The 16,549-nt window shown below is 73.1% G+C and carries 15 protein-coding genes; 9 read left to right on the top strand and 6 right to left on the bottom strand.

Annotated features, from left to right (window positions below; genetic code table 11):
* Positions 1–8 precede the first annotated feature (8 nt).
* The 3 genes from cmk (at position 9) to der (ending at position 2,900) form a co-directional block, all read left to right on the top strand.
* Positions 9–716, top strand: a complete 708-nt coding sequence (gene cmk, locus BSL84_RS07565) for a (d)CMP kinase (RefSeq protein ID WP_045321826.1) — start codon at positions 9–11, stop codon at positions 714–716.
* Entirely contained in the window at positions 671–1,360 is a 690-nt protein-coding gene (locus tag BSL84_RS07560) for a lysophospholipid acyltransferase family protein (RefSeq protein WP_030029837.1), read from the top strand. Before cmk ends, BSL84_RS07560 begins: the two co-directional genes overlap by 46 nt.
* A 76-nt stretch (positions 1,361–1,436) precedes the next feature.
* A complete protein-coding gene (gene der, locus BSL84_RS07555) occupies positions 1,437–2,900 on the top strand; it encodes a ribosome biogenesis GTPase Der (protein ID WP_030029838.1) in 1,464 nt (487 codons plus the stop codon).
* A 16-nt stretch (positions 2,901–2,916) separates the two neighbouring features.
* Here der and BSL84_RS07550 read toward each other — a convergent pair whose 3' ends face one another.
* Positions 2,917–3,399, bottom strand: coding sequence for a hypothetical protein (locus BSL84_RS07550; protein WP_030029840.1), 483 nt, complete (start codon positions 3,397–3,399; stop codon positions 2,917–2,919).
* Positions 3,400–3,553: 154 nt separating this feature from the next.
* Positions 3,554–4,366 carry a hypothetical protein gene (locus BSL84_RS07545; RefSeq protein WP_045321824.1) on the bottom strand — a complete coding sequence of 271 codons (813 nt, stop codon included), beginning with the start codon at positions 4,364–4,366 and terminating at the stop codon, positions 3,554–3,556.
* Between the two features lie 295 nt (positions 4,367–4,661).
* Between BSL84_RS07545 and BSL84_RS07540 the strand changes: the two genes are divergently transcribed.
* Positions 4,662–5,351, top strand: a complete 690-nt coding sequence (locus tag BSL84_RS07540; RefSeq protein ID WP_075970053.1) for a transglycosylase family protein — start codon at positions 4,662–4,664, stop codon at positions 5,349–5,351.
* Positions 5,352–5,785: 434 nt separating this feature from the next.
* Here BSL84_RS07540 and BSL84_RS07535 read toward each other — a convergent pair whose 3' ends face one another.
* Both BSL84_RS07535 and BSL84_RS07530 read right to left on the bottom strand, forming a co-directional pair.
* Complete coding sequence (locus tag BSL84_RS07535; protein WP_075970052.1) at positions 5,786–6,862, bottom strand: phosphatase PAP2 family protein; 1,077 nt, start codon at positions 6,860–6,862, stop codon at positions 5,786–5,788.
* 217 nt (positions 6,863–7,079) lie between these two features.
* Positions 7,080–8,195, bottom strand: a complete 1,116-nt coding sequence (locus BSL84_RS07530; RefSeq protein ID WP_075970051.1) for a glycosyltransferase family 39 protein — start codon at positions 8,193–8,195, stop codon at positions 7,080–7,082.
* A 284-nt stretch (positions 8,196–8,479) separates the two neighbouring features.
* Here BSL84_RS07530 and BSL84_RS07525 point away from each other — a divergent pair, with 284 nt between their 5' ends.
* Entirely contained in the window at positions 8,480–10,132 is a 1,653-nt protein-coding gene (locus BSL84_RS07525) for an MFS transporter (RefSeq protein ID WP_107069592.1), read from the top strand.
* 87 nt (positions 10,133–10,219) lie between these two features.
* Positions 10,220–11,389 carry an acyl-CoA dehydrogenase family protein gene (locus BSL84_RS07520; RefSeq protein ID WP_075970050.1) on the top strand — a complete coding sequence of 390 codons (1,170 nt, stop codon included), beginning with the start codon at positions 10,220–10,222 and terminating at the stop codon, positions 11,387–11,389.
* 9 nt (positions 11,390–11,398) lie between these two features.
* Here the strand turns inward: BSL84_RS07520 and BSL84_RS07515 are convergent, their stop codons facing one another.
* A complete protein-coding gene (locus BSL84_RS07515) occupies positions 11,399–11,848 on the bottom strand; it encodes a cell division protein SepF (protein WP_030030440.1) in 450 nt (149 codons plus the stop codon).
* Between the two features lie 285 nt (positions 11,849–12,133).
* Between BSL84_RS07515 and BSL84_RS36445 the strand changes: the two genes are divergently transcribed.
* The 3 genes from BSL84_RS36445 (at position 12,134) to BSL84_RS07500 (ending at position 15,574) form a co-directional block, all read left to right on the top strand.
* Positions 12,134–13,492, top strand: coding sequence for a DUF5685 family protein (locus BSL84_RS36445; RefSeq protein ID WP_199838711.1), 1,359 nt, complete (start codon positions 12,134–12,136; stop codon positions 13,490–13,492).
* Between the two features lie 622 nt (positions 13,493–14,114).
* Positions 14,115–14,996 (top strand): S1 family peptidase, encoded by an 882-nt coding sequence (locus tag BSL84_RS07505; RefSeq protein ID WP_030027951.1) that lies wholly within the window; start codon positions 14,115–14,117, stop codon positions 14,994–14,996.
* A 98-nt stretch (positions 14,997–15,094) separates the two neighbouring features.
* Entirely contained in the window at positions 15,095–15,574 is a 480-nt protein-coding gene (locus BSL84_RS07500) for a hypothetical protein (protein WP_030027953.1), read from the top strand.
* Between the two features lie 19 nt (positions 15,575–15,593).
* On the opposite strand, the gene BSL84_RS07495 is transcribed toward BSL84_RS07500, so the two are convergent.
* Complete coding sequence (locus tag BSL84_RS07495) at positions 15,594–16,490, bottom strand: DUF4231 domain-containing protein (RefSeq protein ID WP_045321841.1); 897 nt, start codon at positions 16,488–16,490, stop codon at positions 15,594–15,596.
* Positions 16,491–16,549: the final 59 nt, after the last annotated feature.

Genomic DNA, 16,549 nt, shown 5'->3' with positions numbered 1-16,549 from the left:
CCCGCACCGTGGAAACCGCCGCTCCGTCCGCCGTGATCGTCGCCATCGACGGTCCCTCCGGCACGGGCAAGTCCAGCACCTCCAAGGCCGTGGCCGCCAAGCTCGGGCTGCGCTACCTGGACACCGGTGCCCAGTACCGGGCCATCACCTGGTGGATGATCTCCAACGGGGTCGACACCGACGACGCGCAGGCCGTGGCGGTCGCCGCCGGCAAGCCCTCCATCGTGTCCGGCACCGACCCGGCCGCGCCCACCATCACCGTGGACGGCCTCGACGCCGCCGGCCCCATCCGGACCCAGGAGGTCACCTCCAAGGTCAGCGCCGTCAGCGCGGTCCCCGAGGTGCGCACCCTCATCACCGAGCTGCAGCGCTCCATCGCCGCCGAGGCGGCCCGGGACGCGGACGGGATCGTCGTAGAGGGCCGGGACATCGGCACCACCGTCCTGCCCGACGCCGACCTCAAGATCTTCCTGACGGCATCCGCCGAGGCACGGGCCGCCCGGCGCAGTGGAGAGCTCCGCGGCAAGGAGGCCGCCGACCTCGCGGCCACCAAGGCGGCGCTGATCAAGCGCGACGCCGCCGACTCCGGCCGCAAGACCTCACCGCTGGCCAAGGCGGACGACGCCGTCGAGGTGGACACCACCGACCTCACGCTCGACCAGGTGATCGAGTGCGTCGTGACGCTCGTCGAGGACAAGCGGGCGGTCCGCCAGTGAGCCGAACGCCCTCCCTCAAGGGTGCGGCGGTCGGCAGGCGCATCGGCATCGGCCTCATGTACGGGCTGTGGAAGCCGCGCGTACTGGGCGCCTGGAAGGTCCCCGCCTCGGGCCCCGTCATCCTCGCCGTGAACCACACGCACAACATAGACGGCCCCATGGTCATGGGCACGGCGCCCCGCCCCCTGCACTTCCTGATCAAGAAGGAAGCGTACGTGGGCCCGCTCGGCCCGTTCCTGGACACCATCGGGCAGGTCAAGGTCGACCGCTCCGGCGCCGACCGGGCGGCGGTCGGCCGCGCCCTCGCCGTCCTCGACCAGGGCGGGGCCCTCGGGATATTCCCGGAGGGCAGCCGCGGCGAGGGCGACTTCGCCTCGCTGCGCGCGGGACTGGCGTACTTCGCGGTCCGCAGCGGCGCACCCATCGTGCCCGTCGCCGTACTCGGCAGCGCCGAGGACCGCGGCAGGCTCATCCCGGGGCTGCCGCCCTTCAAGAGCCGGGTCGACGTCGTCTTCGGCTCGGCCTTCGACGCAGGGGACGGCAGCGGCCGCCGCACCCGTACCGCGCTGGACCAGGCCACCGTACGCATCCAGGACCGGCTGACCGCCCACCTGGCCGACGCCAAGCGCCTGACCGGGCGCTGAGCGAGACTTGAACCCAGTAGTGGAACCGCGCTGCGCGGGCACCACCGATCACCACGAACGACGAGGAACGGACTTCATGAACGACCAGCACGACCACGGAGCACTTGGCGATGCCGAGTACGCGGAGTTCATGGAGCTCGCCGCGGAAGAGGGCTTCGACCTCGAAGACGTCGAAGGCGCCATCGAGGAGGCGGGCCACGGCCCGCTGCCCGTCCTCGCCGTCGTGGGCCGGCCCAACGTCGGCAAGTCGACCCTGGTGAACCGCATCATCGGCCGCCGCGAGGCGGTAGTCGAGGACAAGCCCGGTGTCACCCGCGACCGCGTCACCTACGAGGCCGAGTGGGCCGGCCGCCGCTTCAAGGTCGTCGACACCGGCGGCTGGGAGCAGGACGTCCTCGGCATCGACGCCGCCGTCGCGGCCCAGGCCGAGTACGCCATCGAGACCGCCGACGCGGTCGTCTTCGTCGTCGACGCCAAGGTCGGCGCCACCGACAGCGACGAAGCCGTCGTCAAACTGCTCCGCAAGGCCAAGAAGCCCGTCGTCCTGTGCGCCAACAAGGTCGACGGCCAGAGCGGCGAGTCCGACGCGGCGGCCCTGTGGTCGCTGGGCCTGGGCATGCCGCACCCCGTCTCCTCGCTGCACGGGCGCGGCACCGGCGACATGCTCGACGCCGTCCTCGACGTCCTCCCGGAGGCCCCGGAGCAGACCTTCGGCGGCGTCGCGCCCGGCGGTCCGCGCCGCATCGCGCTGATCGGCCGTCCGAACGTCGGCAAGTCCTCGCTGCTGAACAAGGTCGCGAAGGAGAACCGGGTCGTCGTCAACGAGCTGGCCGGCACCACCCGGGACCCGGTCGACGAGCTGATCGAGCTCGGTGGCGTCACCTGGAAGTTCGTCGACACCGCCGGCATCCGCAAGAAGGTCCACCTCCAGCAGGGCGCCGACTACTACGCCTCGCTGCGCACCGCCGCGGCCGTGGAGAAGGCGGAGGTGGCGGTCATCCTGATCGACACCACCGAGACCATCAGCGTCCAGGACCAGCGCATCATCACCATGGCCGTCGAGGCCGGCCGCGCGATCGTGATCGCCTACAACAAGTGGGACGAGCTCGACGAGGAGCGCCGCTACTACCTTGAGCGCGAGATCGAGACCGAGATGCAGCAGGTCTCCTGGGCGCCCCGGGTGAACGTCTCGGCTCTCACCGGCCGTCACATGGAGAAGCTGGTCCCGGCGATCGAGACCGCCCTGGCGGGCTGGGAGACGCGCGTCCCCACCGGCCGGCTCAACGCCTTCCTCGGCGAGGTCGTCGCCGCCCACCCGCACCCGATCCGCGGCGGCAAGCAGCCCCGCATCCTGTTCGGTACCCAGGCGGGGAGCAAGCCGCCGCGCTTCGTCCTGTTCGCGTCCGGCTTCCTGGAGCACGGCTACCGGCGCTTCATCGAGCGCCGCCTGCGCGAGGAGTTCGGATTCGAGGGCACCCCGATCCACATCTCGGTGCGGGTGCGCGAGAAGCGCGGCGCCCAGTACAAGAAGAAGAAGTAGCAAGGGCGGTCCGGGGTCAGTAGCCCCGGCGCGGAGCGGGCGGCAGGGCCGCCGGGATGGGCGTCATCCCGGTCTGGTGCTGCCGCCCGTCGGCGTATCCGGGGCTCCCCGCGTACGAGTAGGCGGGCTGGGACTGCGGCTGCGCCTGCGACGGGGACTGCCCCTGCGAGGAGGCCCCGGACGAGGTCTGCGAACCGGTCTGCGCGCTGTACGAGGGCTGCCAGCTGTCGACCCGCTGCCACCCGGAACCGCTCCAGCCGCCGCTGCCGTACGAGCCGACCGTGTAGCCGCCGCCGTACGAGAAGGCCGTGAAGCCGAGGTCCTCCTCGCCCGTACGGTCGCCCGGCAGGGCCCGGAAGGCCCGCAGGTACTCCGAGTACAGCGTGTCGTAGATCGGGGTGTGCGAGACGGCCGGAGCGCTGTCCCGGTCCCGCACGGGACGCATGGCGGGGACGGCGCTCGAATAGGACGGGGCGCGGGAGGAGTCGTATGGATGCACGTATCAGCCAACGAAACCGGCGCCGTGCGGATGCGGGGTGGCGGGGGCGGAAACACAGATCGCCGGGGGTGTGCGGGACGGACCGCACACCCCCGGCGCACGCCGCCCGGCCCCCTTCGCGGGAGGCCGGGCGGCCGTTCGGGGCCGGCTGGGATCAGGCGCCGGGCGTCCCCGCCAGGGGCATCGCGGCGGCCACGAGCTTGCCCGCGGCGGCGGCCTTGTCCAGCGCGTCGCGCAGCAGGTCCTCGCGGGGCTGCTGGCCGATGGAGCCGACCGGCGCGGCGTAGACGAGCACCCGCTGGGTCTTCTGGACGGCGGCCCGCCAGCCGTCGGTGACCGACAGCGCCTGGTGCGCCTGCCACCATGCGACCTGGCCGCCGCCTTCGGCACCGGGCTGGAGCACCGCGTGCAGCTGCCCGGCCGCCAGCAGGACCGACCAGCCGCCGAGGAGCGTGGGGAGCTCGGCCGTGTCGGTCACCGGGATGAAGCCCTGCTCGATCAGGAGCGGCAGGAAGTCGTCGCCGGGGCCTTCGCTGCCCGGGCGGGCGATGGGCGCGGTCGGCTCGACGACCAGCGCGGGGTGCAGTTCGCCGCCGATCAGCACGAGGCCGCTGGTGATGCCGAGGACGGCCTGCCCGCCGGGCACGTTCTGCGGCGCGGCCCCGCCCGCGTCCTGCACGGAGGCCGGGCTGTCGCCGGTGATGCTGCGGACCGCGCCCTGGAGCTGCTCCTCGGAGACGGAGACGACCTGCGAGGGGATGCAGGCGGCGTGGGCGAAGGCGAGAACGGCGGTCTCCTCGCCGACGAACAGCACCGTGCTGGTGCGGTCGTTCTCGGGGTCGCCCGGGGTGCGGCAGGAGGTGCAGTCGTAACTGCGCGGCGCGTCGTCGCCGACGAGCAGCCTGTCGGCTTCTTCGTCGCCGATCTCGGCACGTACCTCATCACTGACGTCGAGCATGCGCGGCACGGGGTGCTCCTCGGCATAGGTGCGGGTCCGGGGGGCTCCCGGCTCGCCGGGCACAACGCGGGAGCGGCGGCCGGGGTCACGCCATTTGAGGGAACGGATTCGAACCGGCCGCCCGGAAGGGTGAACCGTGCGACCGGAGCTTCGGTTTTGTGTCAACTGTTTGCCGCTTGTGCGCAGTTGGTGGCCAGGTTGTGGCGGTTTCGGGGGAGGGGTGAAGTCGGCCGACCGGGTGGGGTGCGGTGTCCCGCGCGTGGCGGGCCGCGGAGCACGCGGGGGCGCTGCGTAGCGTGACCCGATGCCCAACCTCCGGACCGCCCGGGCCGCCCGCACCGCCGTCGCGGCCCTCGCGCTGGCGCTCGCAGCCCCCCAGGGCCCGGCGGACGCGGCACCGCCGCCGCCCGCGCCGGGGCCGGCCGGGGCCGCCCACCCCGGGTCGCCGGGCCTGATCGGGAGCGGCCCCGGGGACTGCGGGCCGGGCGGGGAATGGCCCTGGGACTGCGTGGCCGACTGCGAGAGCAGCGGGCGGTGGGCGGTCAACACCGGCAACGGCTTCTACGGCGGGCTGCAGTTCCGGCAGCCGACCTGGGAGGAGTACGGCGGCCTGGCATTCGCGCCCCGGGCCGACCTGGCGGAGCGGGTACAGCAGATCCGGGTGGCGCAGGAGGTCCTCGCCGGGCAGGGCTGGAACGCGTGGCCGGTCTGCTCCAAGCGGTACGGGCTCGCCGGGCGGATGCACACCGTCCGGAGCGGGGACACGCTGGTCACGATCGCCCGCGGGCGCCGGGTGGAGGGCGGTTGGCAGGCGCTGTACGAGGCCAACCGGGAGACGATCGGGCCGAAGCCGGAGGCGATCGCGGTGGGCACGCTGCTGCTCCTCCCGGAGCCGGAGCCGAAGCCGGAGCCGGAGCCGAAGCCGAAGCCGGAGCCCGCAGCGGCGGCGAAGCCGGTCCCCGCCCCCGCGGACGCCCCAAGGACCGTCCCGTGACCCCGACGGGCGCGTGGCGCCGGGCGCCTTGAAACCTGACGTTCCGGTGATTCGCATCATGCTGCTCGGCTGTGAGTTCGAAGTGGTCGAGCCGCCCCCGCTCGCGGATCGGACGGGCGGGCCGTGGGGCCGGAGAAGTGAAGGAAATGTAGTGGACCTGAGGGGGATTCAGCCGGTTCGGTCCACGGTGTCCGAGGAAATACGCAGCGGCAATTCCGTGATTCTCGACGGGAATTCGAATGCGTCCCCGCCCCGGGCGTGTCGCCCTTCCGCGGGCAAAAGGCGACTGTAGATATTCTGTGACACAAGCGTGACCCGGGACGGACGAACGTCCGGGCGTGGCGCTGACGAACGCCGAAGGCGGGCCGGGTCGATGACCCGGCCCGCCTTCGCGGCGCGGGGGTGGGTGGTGCGTACCGCCCCCGCGTTGGCCGTCAGCCGCCGGCCACCGGACGGGCCGCCGTGCCGCGGGTTCCGGCCCGCTCGGTGTGCGCCGTGTGCGTGGGACGGCGGCTGCCGACCGGGGTGACCGGGGTCCGCTCGGAGCGGATCAGGTGCGGCCGGCCGGCGGGGTGCACGACCGTACGGTGGGCCGGGGCGTGGCCCGTGGCAGCGCCGGCCGGCGTGGCCGCGGCGGGCGCCGCGGACGGCCCCTCGGCGGGCGCCGTCACGGGCTTCAGCTGCCACTTGCCGCCCGCGGAGAGCAGCGGGGTGAGCGCGGAGACGACCGGGGCGGGCATCCGCCCGGTCTCGGCCCGCCGGCGCAGCATCTCGCGCAGGTCGAAGACGTATGCCTCGGTCCGTGCGATGAGCGGCTCGAACCAGGGGAGGGCCAGCAGGATCAGCAGACCCGCGGACCAGCCGAGCAGGACGTCGCTGACCCAGTGCGTGCCGAGGTACACCGTGGTGGCGCCGACGCTCAGCGAGACGACCGCGGACACCACGGACAGCACCCGCCGGGTGACCACGGTGGAGGCCAGGTACGCCAGGATTCCCCAGGTCACGACGGCGTTGGCGGTGTGGCCGGAAGGGAATATATCGCCGCCCGCGAAGAGTTCGGCCGAGCCGATCTCGGTGGCGTAGTGCGGGCCGAGCCGGCCCAGGCCCAGCTTCACCGACCCGACGGTGACGTTGAGCAGCAGCAGCGCAACCCCGAGGGTGATCAGCGGGCGGAGGGTGTGCTGGCGCCACGAGCGCCAGCCGAGCCACGCGGCGACCATGACCGCGGTGGGCCCGCGCTGGCCGAGGACGACCAGGTAGTCGAGGAAGGCGTGCAGCTGCGGCCACTGCTCGTACGGCCGGAAGAACATGATCTGCCAGTCGAGGCGGACCAGCCAGGACGTGGTCAGCACGGCCACCACGATGGCGAGGTAGAACGCGAGGGTCGAGCCCAGGAGTACGACGCGGTGCCGGCTCATCTGCGGGGTCTGCAGATGAGCCGGTCGCTCTGGTTCCCGGTCGAGCCGGGCGAAGACCCGCTCCAGACGGGTCAGGATTTGGTCGGTACGCACTCAATCGACGTTACCGCGCGACGCTGCTCAGCCCGGGCGAATCGCGGGCTTTGTGATGACCATGTGATGTGGAGTTGGTCTCACGCTGACCCTAATTCCCGGTATTCCGGCAGGCGTTGGATCCATCTCGATCCGGTGTCCGATAATTGCCACGGCCGCTTATTCGGACTTTATTGCCGCAGGTCTTTACCGATCCGGTCCGCCCGGCCGGGCACCGCTACGGAGGGCCCGAGCCGTTCAGCCAGAACGCCCCGTACACCGCCGAGGCCAGGGCGGCCGCGCCCAGCACCCAGGCCGCCCGCCGGGTCCGCCACCGGGCGAGCGCCACCGCCGGCACCAGCATCAGCGGGAAGGCGGGCAGCAGCAGCCGCGGCTTGGAGCCGAAGTACCCGGACGCGCACAGCGCGAGCGCCACGACGATCCCGCAGTACACCAGCAGCGGAGCCGGCTGCCGCTGCCGTACGCACGCCGCGTACAGCCACAGCACCAGGGCGACCCCGGCGACCAGCCCCAGCCCGGCCGGCCAGGCCGGCGAAGCCAGCTTCGCCCCCACGAAGCGGGCGAAGGCCCAGCCGCCGTCGAAGCCGTTGCCCCAGCCGGCCTGCACGTCCAGGTACCCGAGCAGACCGCCGCCCGTGCGCGCCCCCACCCACAGCACGTACGCGGCCGCGCCCGCCGGAGCCAGCAGCACTCCCGCGGCCATCCGCCACGACCGCTCCCCGCGCCGCCAGGCCAGGACGGCGGCCACCCACACCGCCGCGACGACCGCCGCGCCGACCGGGCGGGTCAGGCCCGCCCCCGCCGCGAGCAGGCCCGCCGTCAGCCACCGGCCGCGCAGGGCCCCGTACAGCGCCCACGCGGCCAGCGCCGTGAACAGCGCCTCGCTGTACGCCATGGACTGCACGATCCCGACCGGCAGCGCCGCCCAGACGGCGACGGCGAACACACCCGTCCGCCGGCCGTGGAGCAGGTCGGCCACCGCGAAGATCCCCCACGCCGCCGCGAGCCCGGCGAGCAGCGACACCACCAGGCCCGCCGAGCCGTACGAGAACCCGGTCACCGCCGACACCGCCCGCTCCAGCCACGGCAGCAGCGGGAAGAACGCCAGGTTCGAGTGGACGTCCCCGTCGGGCAGGACGATCTCGTAGCCGTACCCCTCGGCGGCGATGCGGGCGTACCAGAGCGAGTCCCAGCGGGCCGACAGCAGGGTGTGCGGGCTGCTGCCCGCCACCGCGCACCACACGGAGAGCACGGTCAGCCCGAGCAGCCGGACCGCCGCGAAGACGGCCAGCGCGGGCGCGGCCCGGCGAAACGCAAGATCTTCCACGGGCATGATTATCGGTGGCGCCCGACCGGGGCCGGCGCCGAGGACGACGGAGCGTGAGCGGGCGCGTACGCGGGGGAGGATTCCGTGGAGGGGGAGTGGCGCACGCCACACGGGGGGCGCCGCCGGGATGAGAGCTTGGCCACGTGGCGGCCACACGAACTCGCGTACGCTGACCGTTCACTCGCGTGTCGATGCCGGACCCCGTTGGACGCCGCACAGCGCACGACCCCTCGCGGCTCCATCAAGACGCTGGTCCGCCGAGCGCGAGGGATCACCTGGGAGGTACATGCATGGCGGGGACGAACGCGGCCGCGGCCGGGACCCCTTCGCCCTGGCAGCGGCTGGGCGCGGTCTCCGGCGGCGCCAACCGCTGGGTCGTCCTGGCGGTTCTCTGCGTCAGCCTGGTCCTCGTCGCGCTCGACGCGACGATCCTGCACGTCGCGGTCCCGTCGGTCACCGAGGACCTTCGGCCCGGCCCGATCGAGCTCCTCTGGATCGTCGACGCCTACCCGCTGGTCTGCGCCTCGCTGCTGATCCTCTTCGGCACCCTCGGTGACCGGGTCGGCCGCCGCCGCGTGCTCCTCCTCGGCTACGGACTCTTCGGCGCGGCCTCCGCGACGGCCGCCCTCGCCGACAGCGCCCAGGTCCTCATCCTCGCGCGCGCCCTGCTCGGCATCGGCGGCGCGATGATCATGCCGGCCACCCTGTCGATCCTGCGCCAGGTCTTCCCCGACCGGCGCGAGCGGGCCCTCGCCATCGGCATCTGGACCGCCGTCGCCGCGATCGGCGCCGCCAGCGGCCCCGTCCTCGGCGGCTTCCTGATCGAGCACTTCTGGTGGGGCTCGGTCTTCCTCATCAACATCCCGCTCATGGCACTGATCCTGCCGCTCGGCCGCTGGCTGCTGCCGGAGTCGCGCGGCTCCGCGGACGGGCCGTGGGACGTGCTCGGCGCCCTGATGGCCGCCGCCGGCGTGCTCGGCTCGGTCCTCGGGATCAAGCGGATCGGCGCCGAACGGCACCTCCTCGACGCCGGGGCGCTGGTCCCGCTGCTGCTCGGCGCGGCCCTCCTGGTGCTGTTCGTGCGCCGGCAGAAGCGGCGCGACCACCCGCTGATCGACATGCGGATGTTCTCGCGGGCGGCCTTCTCCACCTCGGTCGCCTGCATCGTGCTCGCCATGCTCGCGCTGGTCGGGCTGGAGCTGATCGCCGTCCAGTACCTGCAGCTCGTGCTGCACCTCAGCCCGCTGGAGACCGGCCTGCGGCTGCTGCCGCTGACCTTCGCCGCCATGGCCGCGGGCGCCACCGGCTCCTACACCCTGGCCCGGGTCGGGCCGCGCACCATGGTCTCGCTGGGCTTCGTACTGACGGCCCTCGCCGTGCTGCTGCTGACGCTGATGGGCCAGCAGGACCGGCCGGTGCTGCTGACCGCAGGCTTCGTCCTGCTCGGCTTCGGACTGCAGACCACGCTGTTCGCCGCGTACGAGTCGATGCTGAGCGAGGCCCCGGCCGAGACCGCCGGCGGGGCGGCCTCGATCGGCGAGACCTCCTACCAGCTGGGCGCGGGCATCGGCATCGCGCTGCTGGGCAGCGTGATGAACGCGGCGTACCGGCCGGGGCTGGTGTCGGTGCCGGGGGTCTCGGCGGCGGACTCGGCGGGTGCGGCGAACTCCCTGGGCGAGGCCTACCAGATCGCGGCGGGCCTCGGCGGCCCGGCCGGGGAATCGCTGTACGCGGCGGCCCGGCACGCCTTCGTGCACGGGCTGCACGTCACGCTGCTGGTGAGCGCGGGGCTGCTGTTCGCGGGGGCCGTGATGGCGCTGAAGCTGCCGCGGGTGATGGACTGCGGGGTCTCCGGCGACGCCGAACCGGTGCGGTTGCCCGCGCAGGCGAAGGGCGAGGCCGCGCGGCCGGCCGCGGTGGAGCAGGCCGGCGCCGGAAAGTAGGGCTGGATTTGCCCGCCGCGGACCCATAGCTTCGGGTGGGCGCACGCCGTGCGCCGCCAGGTTCCGCTCAGGCCGCCGGGAGGCCCCGTGTCCTTCGTACCCACCGATCCGCTCGGGCTCGACGAGCTCCTCGGGCCCGAGGACCTCGCGGTCCGGGACACTGTCCGCGGCTGGGCCGCGGACCGGGTGCTGCCGAACATCGCCCAGTGGTACGAGAGCGGCGAGCTGCCCGCGATCCGGGAACTGGCGCGCGAACTCGGCGCCATCGGGGCGCTCGGGATGTCCCTGGAGGGGTACGGCTGCGCGGGTGCCAGCGCCGTGCAGTACGGCCTGGCCTGCCTGGAGCTTGAGGCCGCCGACTCCGGGATCCGGTCGCTGGTCTCGGTGCAGGGCTCGCTGGCCATGTACGCGATCTGGAAGTACGGCTCCGAGGAGCAGAAGCAGCGCTGGCTGCCCGGCATGGCCGCGGGCGAGCTCATCGGCTGCTTCGGACTGACCGAGCCCGACGTGGGGTCGGACCCGGCGGCGATGCGGACCTACGCCAAGCGCGACGGCGCCGACTGGGTGCTGAACGGCCGCAAGATGTGGATCACCAACGGCTCCGTCGCGGCGGTGGCCGTGGTGTGGGCGCAGACCGACGACGGTATCCGCGGCTTCGCCGTGCCCACCGACACGCCCGGCTTCTCCGCGCCGGAGATCAAGCACAAGTGGTCGCTGCGGGCCAGCGTCACCAGCGAGCTGGTCATGGACGACGTACGGCTGCCCGCCGACGCGGTGCTGCCGCTCGTCACCGGGCTCAAGGGTCCGCTCGGCTGTCTCAGCCACGCGCGGTACGGGATCATCTGGGGATCCATGGGCGCGGCGCGGGCCAGTTTCGAGGCCGCGCTCGACTACGCCAGGACGCGGGAGCAGTTCGGCAAGCCGATCGGCGGCTTCCAGCTCACCCAGGCCAAGCTCGCGGACATGGCCCTCGAACTCCACAAGGGCATCCTGCTCGCCCACCACCTGGGCCGGCGGATGGACGCGGGCACCCTGCGTCCGGAGCAGATCAGCTTCGGCAAGCTCAACAACGTCCGCGAGGCCATCGAGATCTGCCGCACCGCGCGGACCGTCCTCGGCGCCAACGGGATCTCTCTCGAATACCCCGTCATGCGGCACGCCACCAACCTCGAATCGGTCCTCACCTACGAGGGCACCGTCGAGATGCACCAGCTGGTGCTGGGCAAGGCGCTCACCGGGCTGGACGCCTTCCGGTGAGAGCCCCGCTCAGCTCTGGTTGAAGAAGTCGCGTGAGCGGCCGCCGGGCTCACCGCTCACGATCTGGGTGTCGGCCGGGGTCAGCAGGAAGACCCTGGTCGCCACCCGCTCGATCGAACCGCGCAGCCCGAAGGTCAGGCCGGCCGCGAAGTCGACGACGCGCTTCGCGTCGGTCGGGTCCATCGAGGACAGGTTCACGATCACGGGGACACCGTCGCGGAACAGCTCGCCGATGCCGCGCGCGTCGCGGAAGCCGTCCGGGGTGACCGTCGCGATCCGGCGGCCGTGCTCGACGGCCGACTCGGAGGCCACCTTGACGCGGGGGTCGGTCACCCACTGGTCACCGGGGCCCGCGACGGAACCGTGGGCGGCCTCCGCGTAGTCATCGTCGTAGTAGCGCTCGTCGTCGCTGTCCTCCACGAGACCCAGCCAGGCACTCGCCTTGCGCACCGAACCCATGGACTGCCTCCTTTCACCGCGGTCAGTCTGTCTTCTCTCCGCTGCCCCTATGCTCGTCCATGATGCTGACAACGCGCCAAGTGGATAGTCGCCGCGCAGTGGTTTCGTGACGGTACTGGTGCAGAACATCCGTTGCACGGTCAAGGATCCTGGTCCCTACCGCTGCTGACTGAGTGAAAATACGACCGCCGCCGCCGTACGGGTGGGCGACGGGGACGTACGGGTGACGGAAACGGGTCGATACGATGCCGGGCAGGCACGCGTACGACACACGGGGGAAGCAGCTTGTTCGGCATAGTCAGACCTTGCACGCACCGGCTCGGAGAGCGGTTCAAGGCGGAGTGGATGGCCCATCTGTGCGGGCTGTGCCTGGCACTTCGGGGAGACCACGGGCAGTTCGCCCGGATCGTCACGAACTATGACGGTCTGCTGGTCTCTGTTCTGACGGAGGCTCAGGCCGGTCCCGCACCCGGCTCCCGGCGCACCGCCGGCCCCTGCCCGCTGCGCGGGATGCGCACCGCCGCCGTCGCCAAGGGGGAGGGGGCCAGGCTCGCCGCCGCCGTCTCCCTCGTCCTGGCCTCCGCGAAGGTCCGCGACCACGTGGCGGACCGGGACGGCCTGTTGGCCCGCGCCCCCATCGCCCTGGCCGCGCGCAAGGTCGCCCGCGGCTGGGACCGCGCCGGTGCGCGCACCGGCGCCTCGCTCGGCTTCGACACCGCGGTGCTCGTGGACGCCGTGGACCGGCAGGCGGGCATCGAGACCCTGGCCGGCCCCGGCACCCCGGTGCTCGTGGTGACCGAGCCGACGGAGACCGCGACGGCCGCCGCCTTCGCGCACACCGCGCAACTCGCCGGACGGCCGGGCAACGCCCCCGCGCTCGCCGAGGCGGGCCGCTACTTCGGACGGCTCGCGCACCTGCTGGACGCGGTCGAGGACCAGGCCGCCGACGCCGAGGCGGGTGCCTGGAACCCGCTCATCGCCACCGGTACCTCGCGCGCCGAGGCCCGCAGGCTCTGCGACGACGCCCTCCACGGCATCAGGCTGGCGCTGGGCGAGGTCGAGTTCGCCGACGCGGGGCTCGCCCACCAGCTGCTGGTGCACGAACTGCGCACCTCGGTCGACCGCGCCTTCGGGACCATGAGCTGCGGCCACACGGCCACCGCCTCGGCCGGACAGGGCCAGAACCCGTACGGCTCGAACCCGTACGAGCAGAACCCGTACGCCCAGAACCCCTACGGCCACAGCGGCGGCACCCCCTACGGCGCCGGTCCGCACGCTGCGAACACCCCGCAGGCCCCGGGTGGCGGCAGCGGGTACGGCGGCGGAGGCGGCGGTTTCGGTGGCGGGGGCGGCGGTTTCGGTGGCGGCGGCTTCGGCGGCGGTCAGCACCCGCAGCGGCCCCGCCGTGGCCTGCTGGCCGGCTGCGCCGTGGCCATCGGGCTCTTCTGCACCTGCCAGATCTGCTGCACCGAGCACGAGGGCCCCTGGTCGCGCAAGAAGCGGGACCCGTGGTGCGACGCCTGCGAGTGCTGCGACTGCTGCCGGCCGAACTCCTCGCCGACCGGCGGTTCCGAGGGCGGCTCCGGCGGCGGCGGTGGCGACGGCGGCTGCTGCGACTGCAACTGCGGCTGCTGCTGCGACTGAGTCCGCGTCAGTTCCACGCGCCCGGACGGCGTATGCGGGGATTCCCGTCCGGACGCGTGTGGAAGGGCTGAGCGGGATGAGCGATGACGCAGACGATCCGCACGCGGCCCGGCCGACCCGGCGCGGCGCGGGCCCGCGACCGGTTCCGGCCCGTACGGTCCTTTCGCACCGGGAGGCGGCCACCGACCCGCCCCCCACCCGGAAGGTCGAATTCCGGCCGTTCCGGGTCCGCCCGGCCCCACCCGCCCGGTGACACCCGGCGGCCCCCTCCCCGTGCCGTCCGGGCGCCCCTTCCTCCGTACGGTGGCCGGCATATCCCGGGCGCGGGGCGCGACCACCTCGGACCCCCGCCGGCTTCCGCCGCGCCGTCCGACCGCGCCCTCGCGGACCCCTTCCCCGGCCCGGGACGCCGCCCCGCACACCACCGCACCCCGCGGTGAAGCGGTGCGCGCCGAGGCCGAAAGCCGCTCTTGCGACCGGTAACCGACGACAGGACACTCCCGACAGCGCTTGTCAGGGGCACGGCCAAAGTTCATGCGCCCGCCGTGCCCCCGGCTGCGCCTCACGGGCTCCGGCACCCCCACGACCGCCGGGCCCCCGAACCTCTCCAGGAGGACGAGAAGTGAGGATCAAGCGCACCACCCGTAACAGGCTGCTCGCGGTGGCCACCGGCCTGGCCGCCGCCGCAGCGCTCGCCGCACCCACGGCGAGCGCGGACCCGCAGGACGGAGGATTCAGCGCCGACCGGCTCGCCTCGGCCGGCGCCTCCGTCCTGCGCGCCGACGTAGCGGGCACCGCCTGGCACGCCGACCCCGCCACCGGAACCCTCGTGGTCTCCGCCGACTCCACCGTCTCCGCAGCGGCCATCGCGAGAATCAAGCGCGAGGCCGGAGCCGACGCAGGCGCCCTGCGCATCGAGCGCATCCCCGGCAAGCTCACCAAGCTGGCCTCCGGCGGCGACGCCATCTACGCGAGCAGCTGGCGCTGCTCGCTCGGCTTCAACGTCCGCAGCGGCTCCAACTACTACGCCCTCACCGCCGGGCACTGCACCGACGGCGCCGGCACCTGGTGGACGAACTCCGCCCGTACCAACGTCCTCGGCTCCACGGCCGGCTCCAGCTTCCCCAACAACGACTACGGCCTCGTCAAGTACGCCAGCAACACGCCCGCACCCCCGGGGACCGTCGGCGGCCAGGACATCACCAGCGCCGTCAACGCCACGGTCAACATGTCCGTGACCCGGCGCGGCTCCACCACCGGCACCCACAGCGGCCGGGTCACCGGCCTCAACGCCACCGTCAACTACGGCGGCGGCGACATCGTCTACGGCATGATCCGCACCAACGTGTGCGCCGAGCCGGGCGACAGCGGCGGCCCGCTCTACTCGGGCACCCGCGCCGTCGGCCTCACCTCCGGCGGCAGCGGAAACTGCTCCTCGGGCGGCACCACCTTCTTCCAGCCCGTGGTCGAAGCCCTCAACGCCTACGGGGTCAGCGTCTACTGACCTGTGTCCCGTGCGCCCCTGCCGGCACCCTGGACGTCCTCCCGCCTTCTGGGAGGATGTCCAGGGCGGCCGTGTCCCCGGGGGAAGCAGGTTCCTGCATGAAGCGCATCGGCGTGACCGGGCACCGGTCCCTCCCCGCATCGGTGCTCGGCCATGTGGAGAACGGCCTGCGGGCCGTACTGGGCGGCCACGAAGGGCCGCTGGAAGCCCTCTCCAGCCTCGCCGACGGCGCGGACCAGCTCTTCGCCGCCGTCGCACTCGACTGCGGCGCCGACCTGACCGTGGTGATCCCCAGCGCGGACTACGAAGAGGCCTTCGAGGGCCCCGAAGCGCTCGACCGCTACCGCCGCCTCAGGCGCCGGGCCACCCAGGAGGTCCGCATGGACTTCGCCCGCTCCACGGACGAGGCCTACTACGCCGCGGGCACCTACATCGCCGACACCTGCGACCGGCTCGTCGCCGTCTGGGACGGCCGGCCCGCCCGCGGACACGGCGGCACCGCCGAGATCGTCGCCTACGCCCGGTCCCTCGGCAAGCCGGTCACCGTCCTGTGGCGCGAAGGCGTGACCCGGGACTGAGCCACGCCCACCCGCCGCCTCAACTGCTGTGCCGGGCCAACCAGTCCGTGTGCTGCGGCGAGACGTACCGCTCGGTCTCGTACACCGACGTGGGCCACTGCGACTCCGTGATGGTCGTCTGCATCACGACCATCATCGCCGCCAGATCCTGCTCGATCAGGGTGTGCGCCTCGATCAGCGGGTGGTGGCGGCGTACCTCGTTCCAGGCGATACCGGCCGCCGCCGCCGTGCTCAGCAGCCCCGTCAGGCCCGTCCCCGGACCCGAACCGAACGCCCTCAGCACGGCGAACAGCAGCGCCAGACAGGTCAGCAGGACGATCGTCCACGACCACAGGTGTGTCGCCCGCCGGGACACCTCCGTCCGCCGCCGGTACCAGTTGCGCTGCTCGATCAGCCGGTCCCGGACGTACGTCTCCCGCCGCACGTGGTAGTCCCTGCCGCGCAGCCGCCGCATCGCCCCGGTGATCTCCGCACCCTCCGGCACGGCTCCCGACGCCCGCGGATCCTCCCAGCCCATCTTCCGCAGCTCGGCCAGACCCGCCTCAAGCCGCGCGTGGTACGCCTCCCCGGGATCGGCCACGTCGCTGCCGAACGGCGCCCCGTGCACCGCGTACCGCCAGGCCAGGGACTTGATGAACTCCGCCGCACTGCGGTTCAGCTGCCACTGCGGGCGGGCCCGGCGCCGGGTCGCCCGCATGCCCACCCCCAGCACCCCCGCGTAACCGAGCACGCTCAGCAGCCCGAAGAGGTGCAGCGAGCCGATCTCGGGCCCCGGCGGCAGCGCCGCCGCCCCCGCCGCCAGGACGAGCAGCAGCAGCTGGGTCCTCGTCGCCTGCGTGGACTCCCGCTGCCGGGAGATCGCCGCCTGGTCCGTGTGGTGGAAGAGGGCCGGCAGGTCCTCGTTTCGAAAGGTCATGCTGTCGGTCACAACGCCCCCCTTGAGTCGGGTGGCGGGCGGCGGGGACCGCGGTCCCC

The sequence above is a fragment of the Streptomyces sp. TN58 genome (assembly GCF_001941845.1).
Taxonomy (GTDB): domain Bacteria; phylum Actinomycetota; class Actinomycetes; order Streptomycetales; family Streptomycetaceae; genus Streptomyces.
This window is presented reverse-complemented; position numbering and strand designations above follow the sequence as displayed.

Excerpts from the sequence above, each read along its gene's own strand:
- der (WP_030029838.1), top strand. The coding sequence starts at position 1,437 with ATGAACGACCAGCACGACCACGGAGCACTTGGCGATGCCGAGTACGCG.
- BSL84_RS07540 (WP_075970053.1), top strand. The coding sequence starts at position 4,662 with ATGCCCAACCTCCGGACCGCCCGGGCCGCCCGCACCGCCGTCGCGGCC.
- BSL84_RS07530 (WP_075970051.1), bottom strand. The coding sequence starts at position 8,195 with ATGCCCGTGGAAGATCTTGCGTTTCGCCGGGCCGCGCCCGCGCTGGCC.
- BSL84_RS07525 (WP_107069592.1), top strand. The coding sequence starts at position 8,480 with ATGGCGGGGACGAACGCGGCCGCGGCCGGGACCCCTTCGCCCTGGCAG.
- BSL84_RS07515 (WP_030030440.1), bottom strand. The coding sequence starts at position 11,848 with ATGGGTTCGGTGCGCAAGGCGAGTGCCTGGCTGGGTCTCGTGGAGGAC.
- BSL84_RS07500 (WP_030027953.1), top strand. The coding sequence starts at position 15,095 with ATGAAGCGCATCGGCGTGACCGGGCACCGGTCCCTCCCCGCATCGGTG.
- BSL84_RS07495 (WP_045321841.1), bottom strand. The coding sequence starts at position 16,490 with ATGACCTTTCGAAACGAGGACCTGCCGGCCCTCTTCCACCACACGGAC.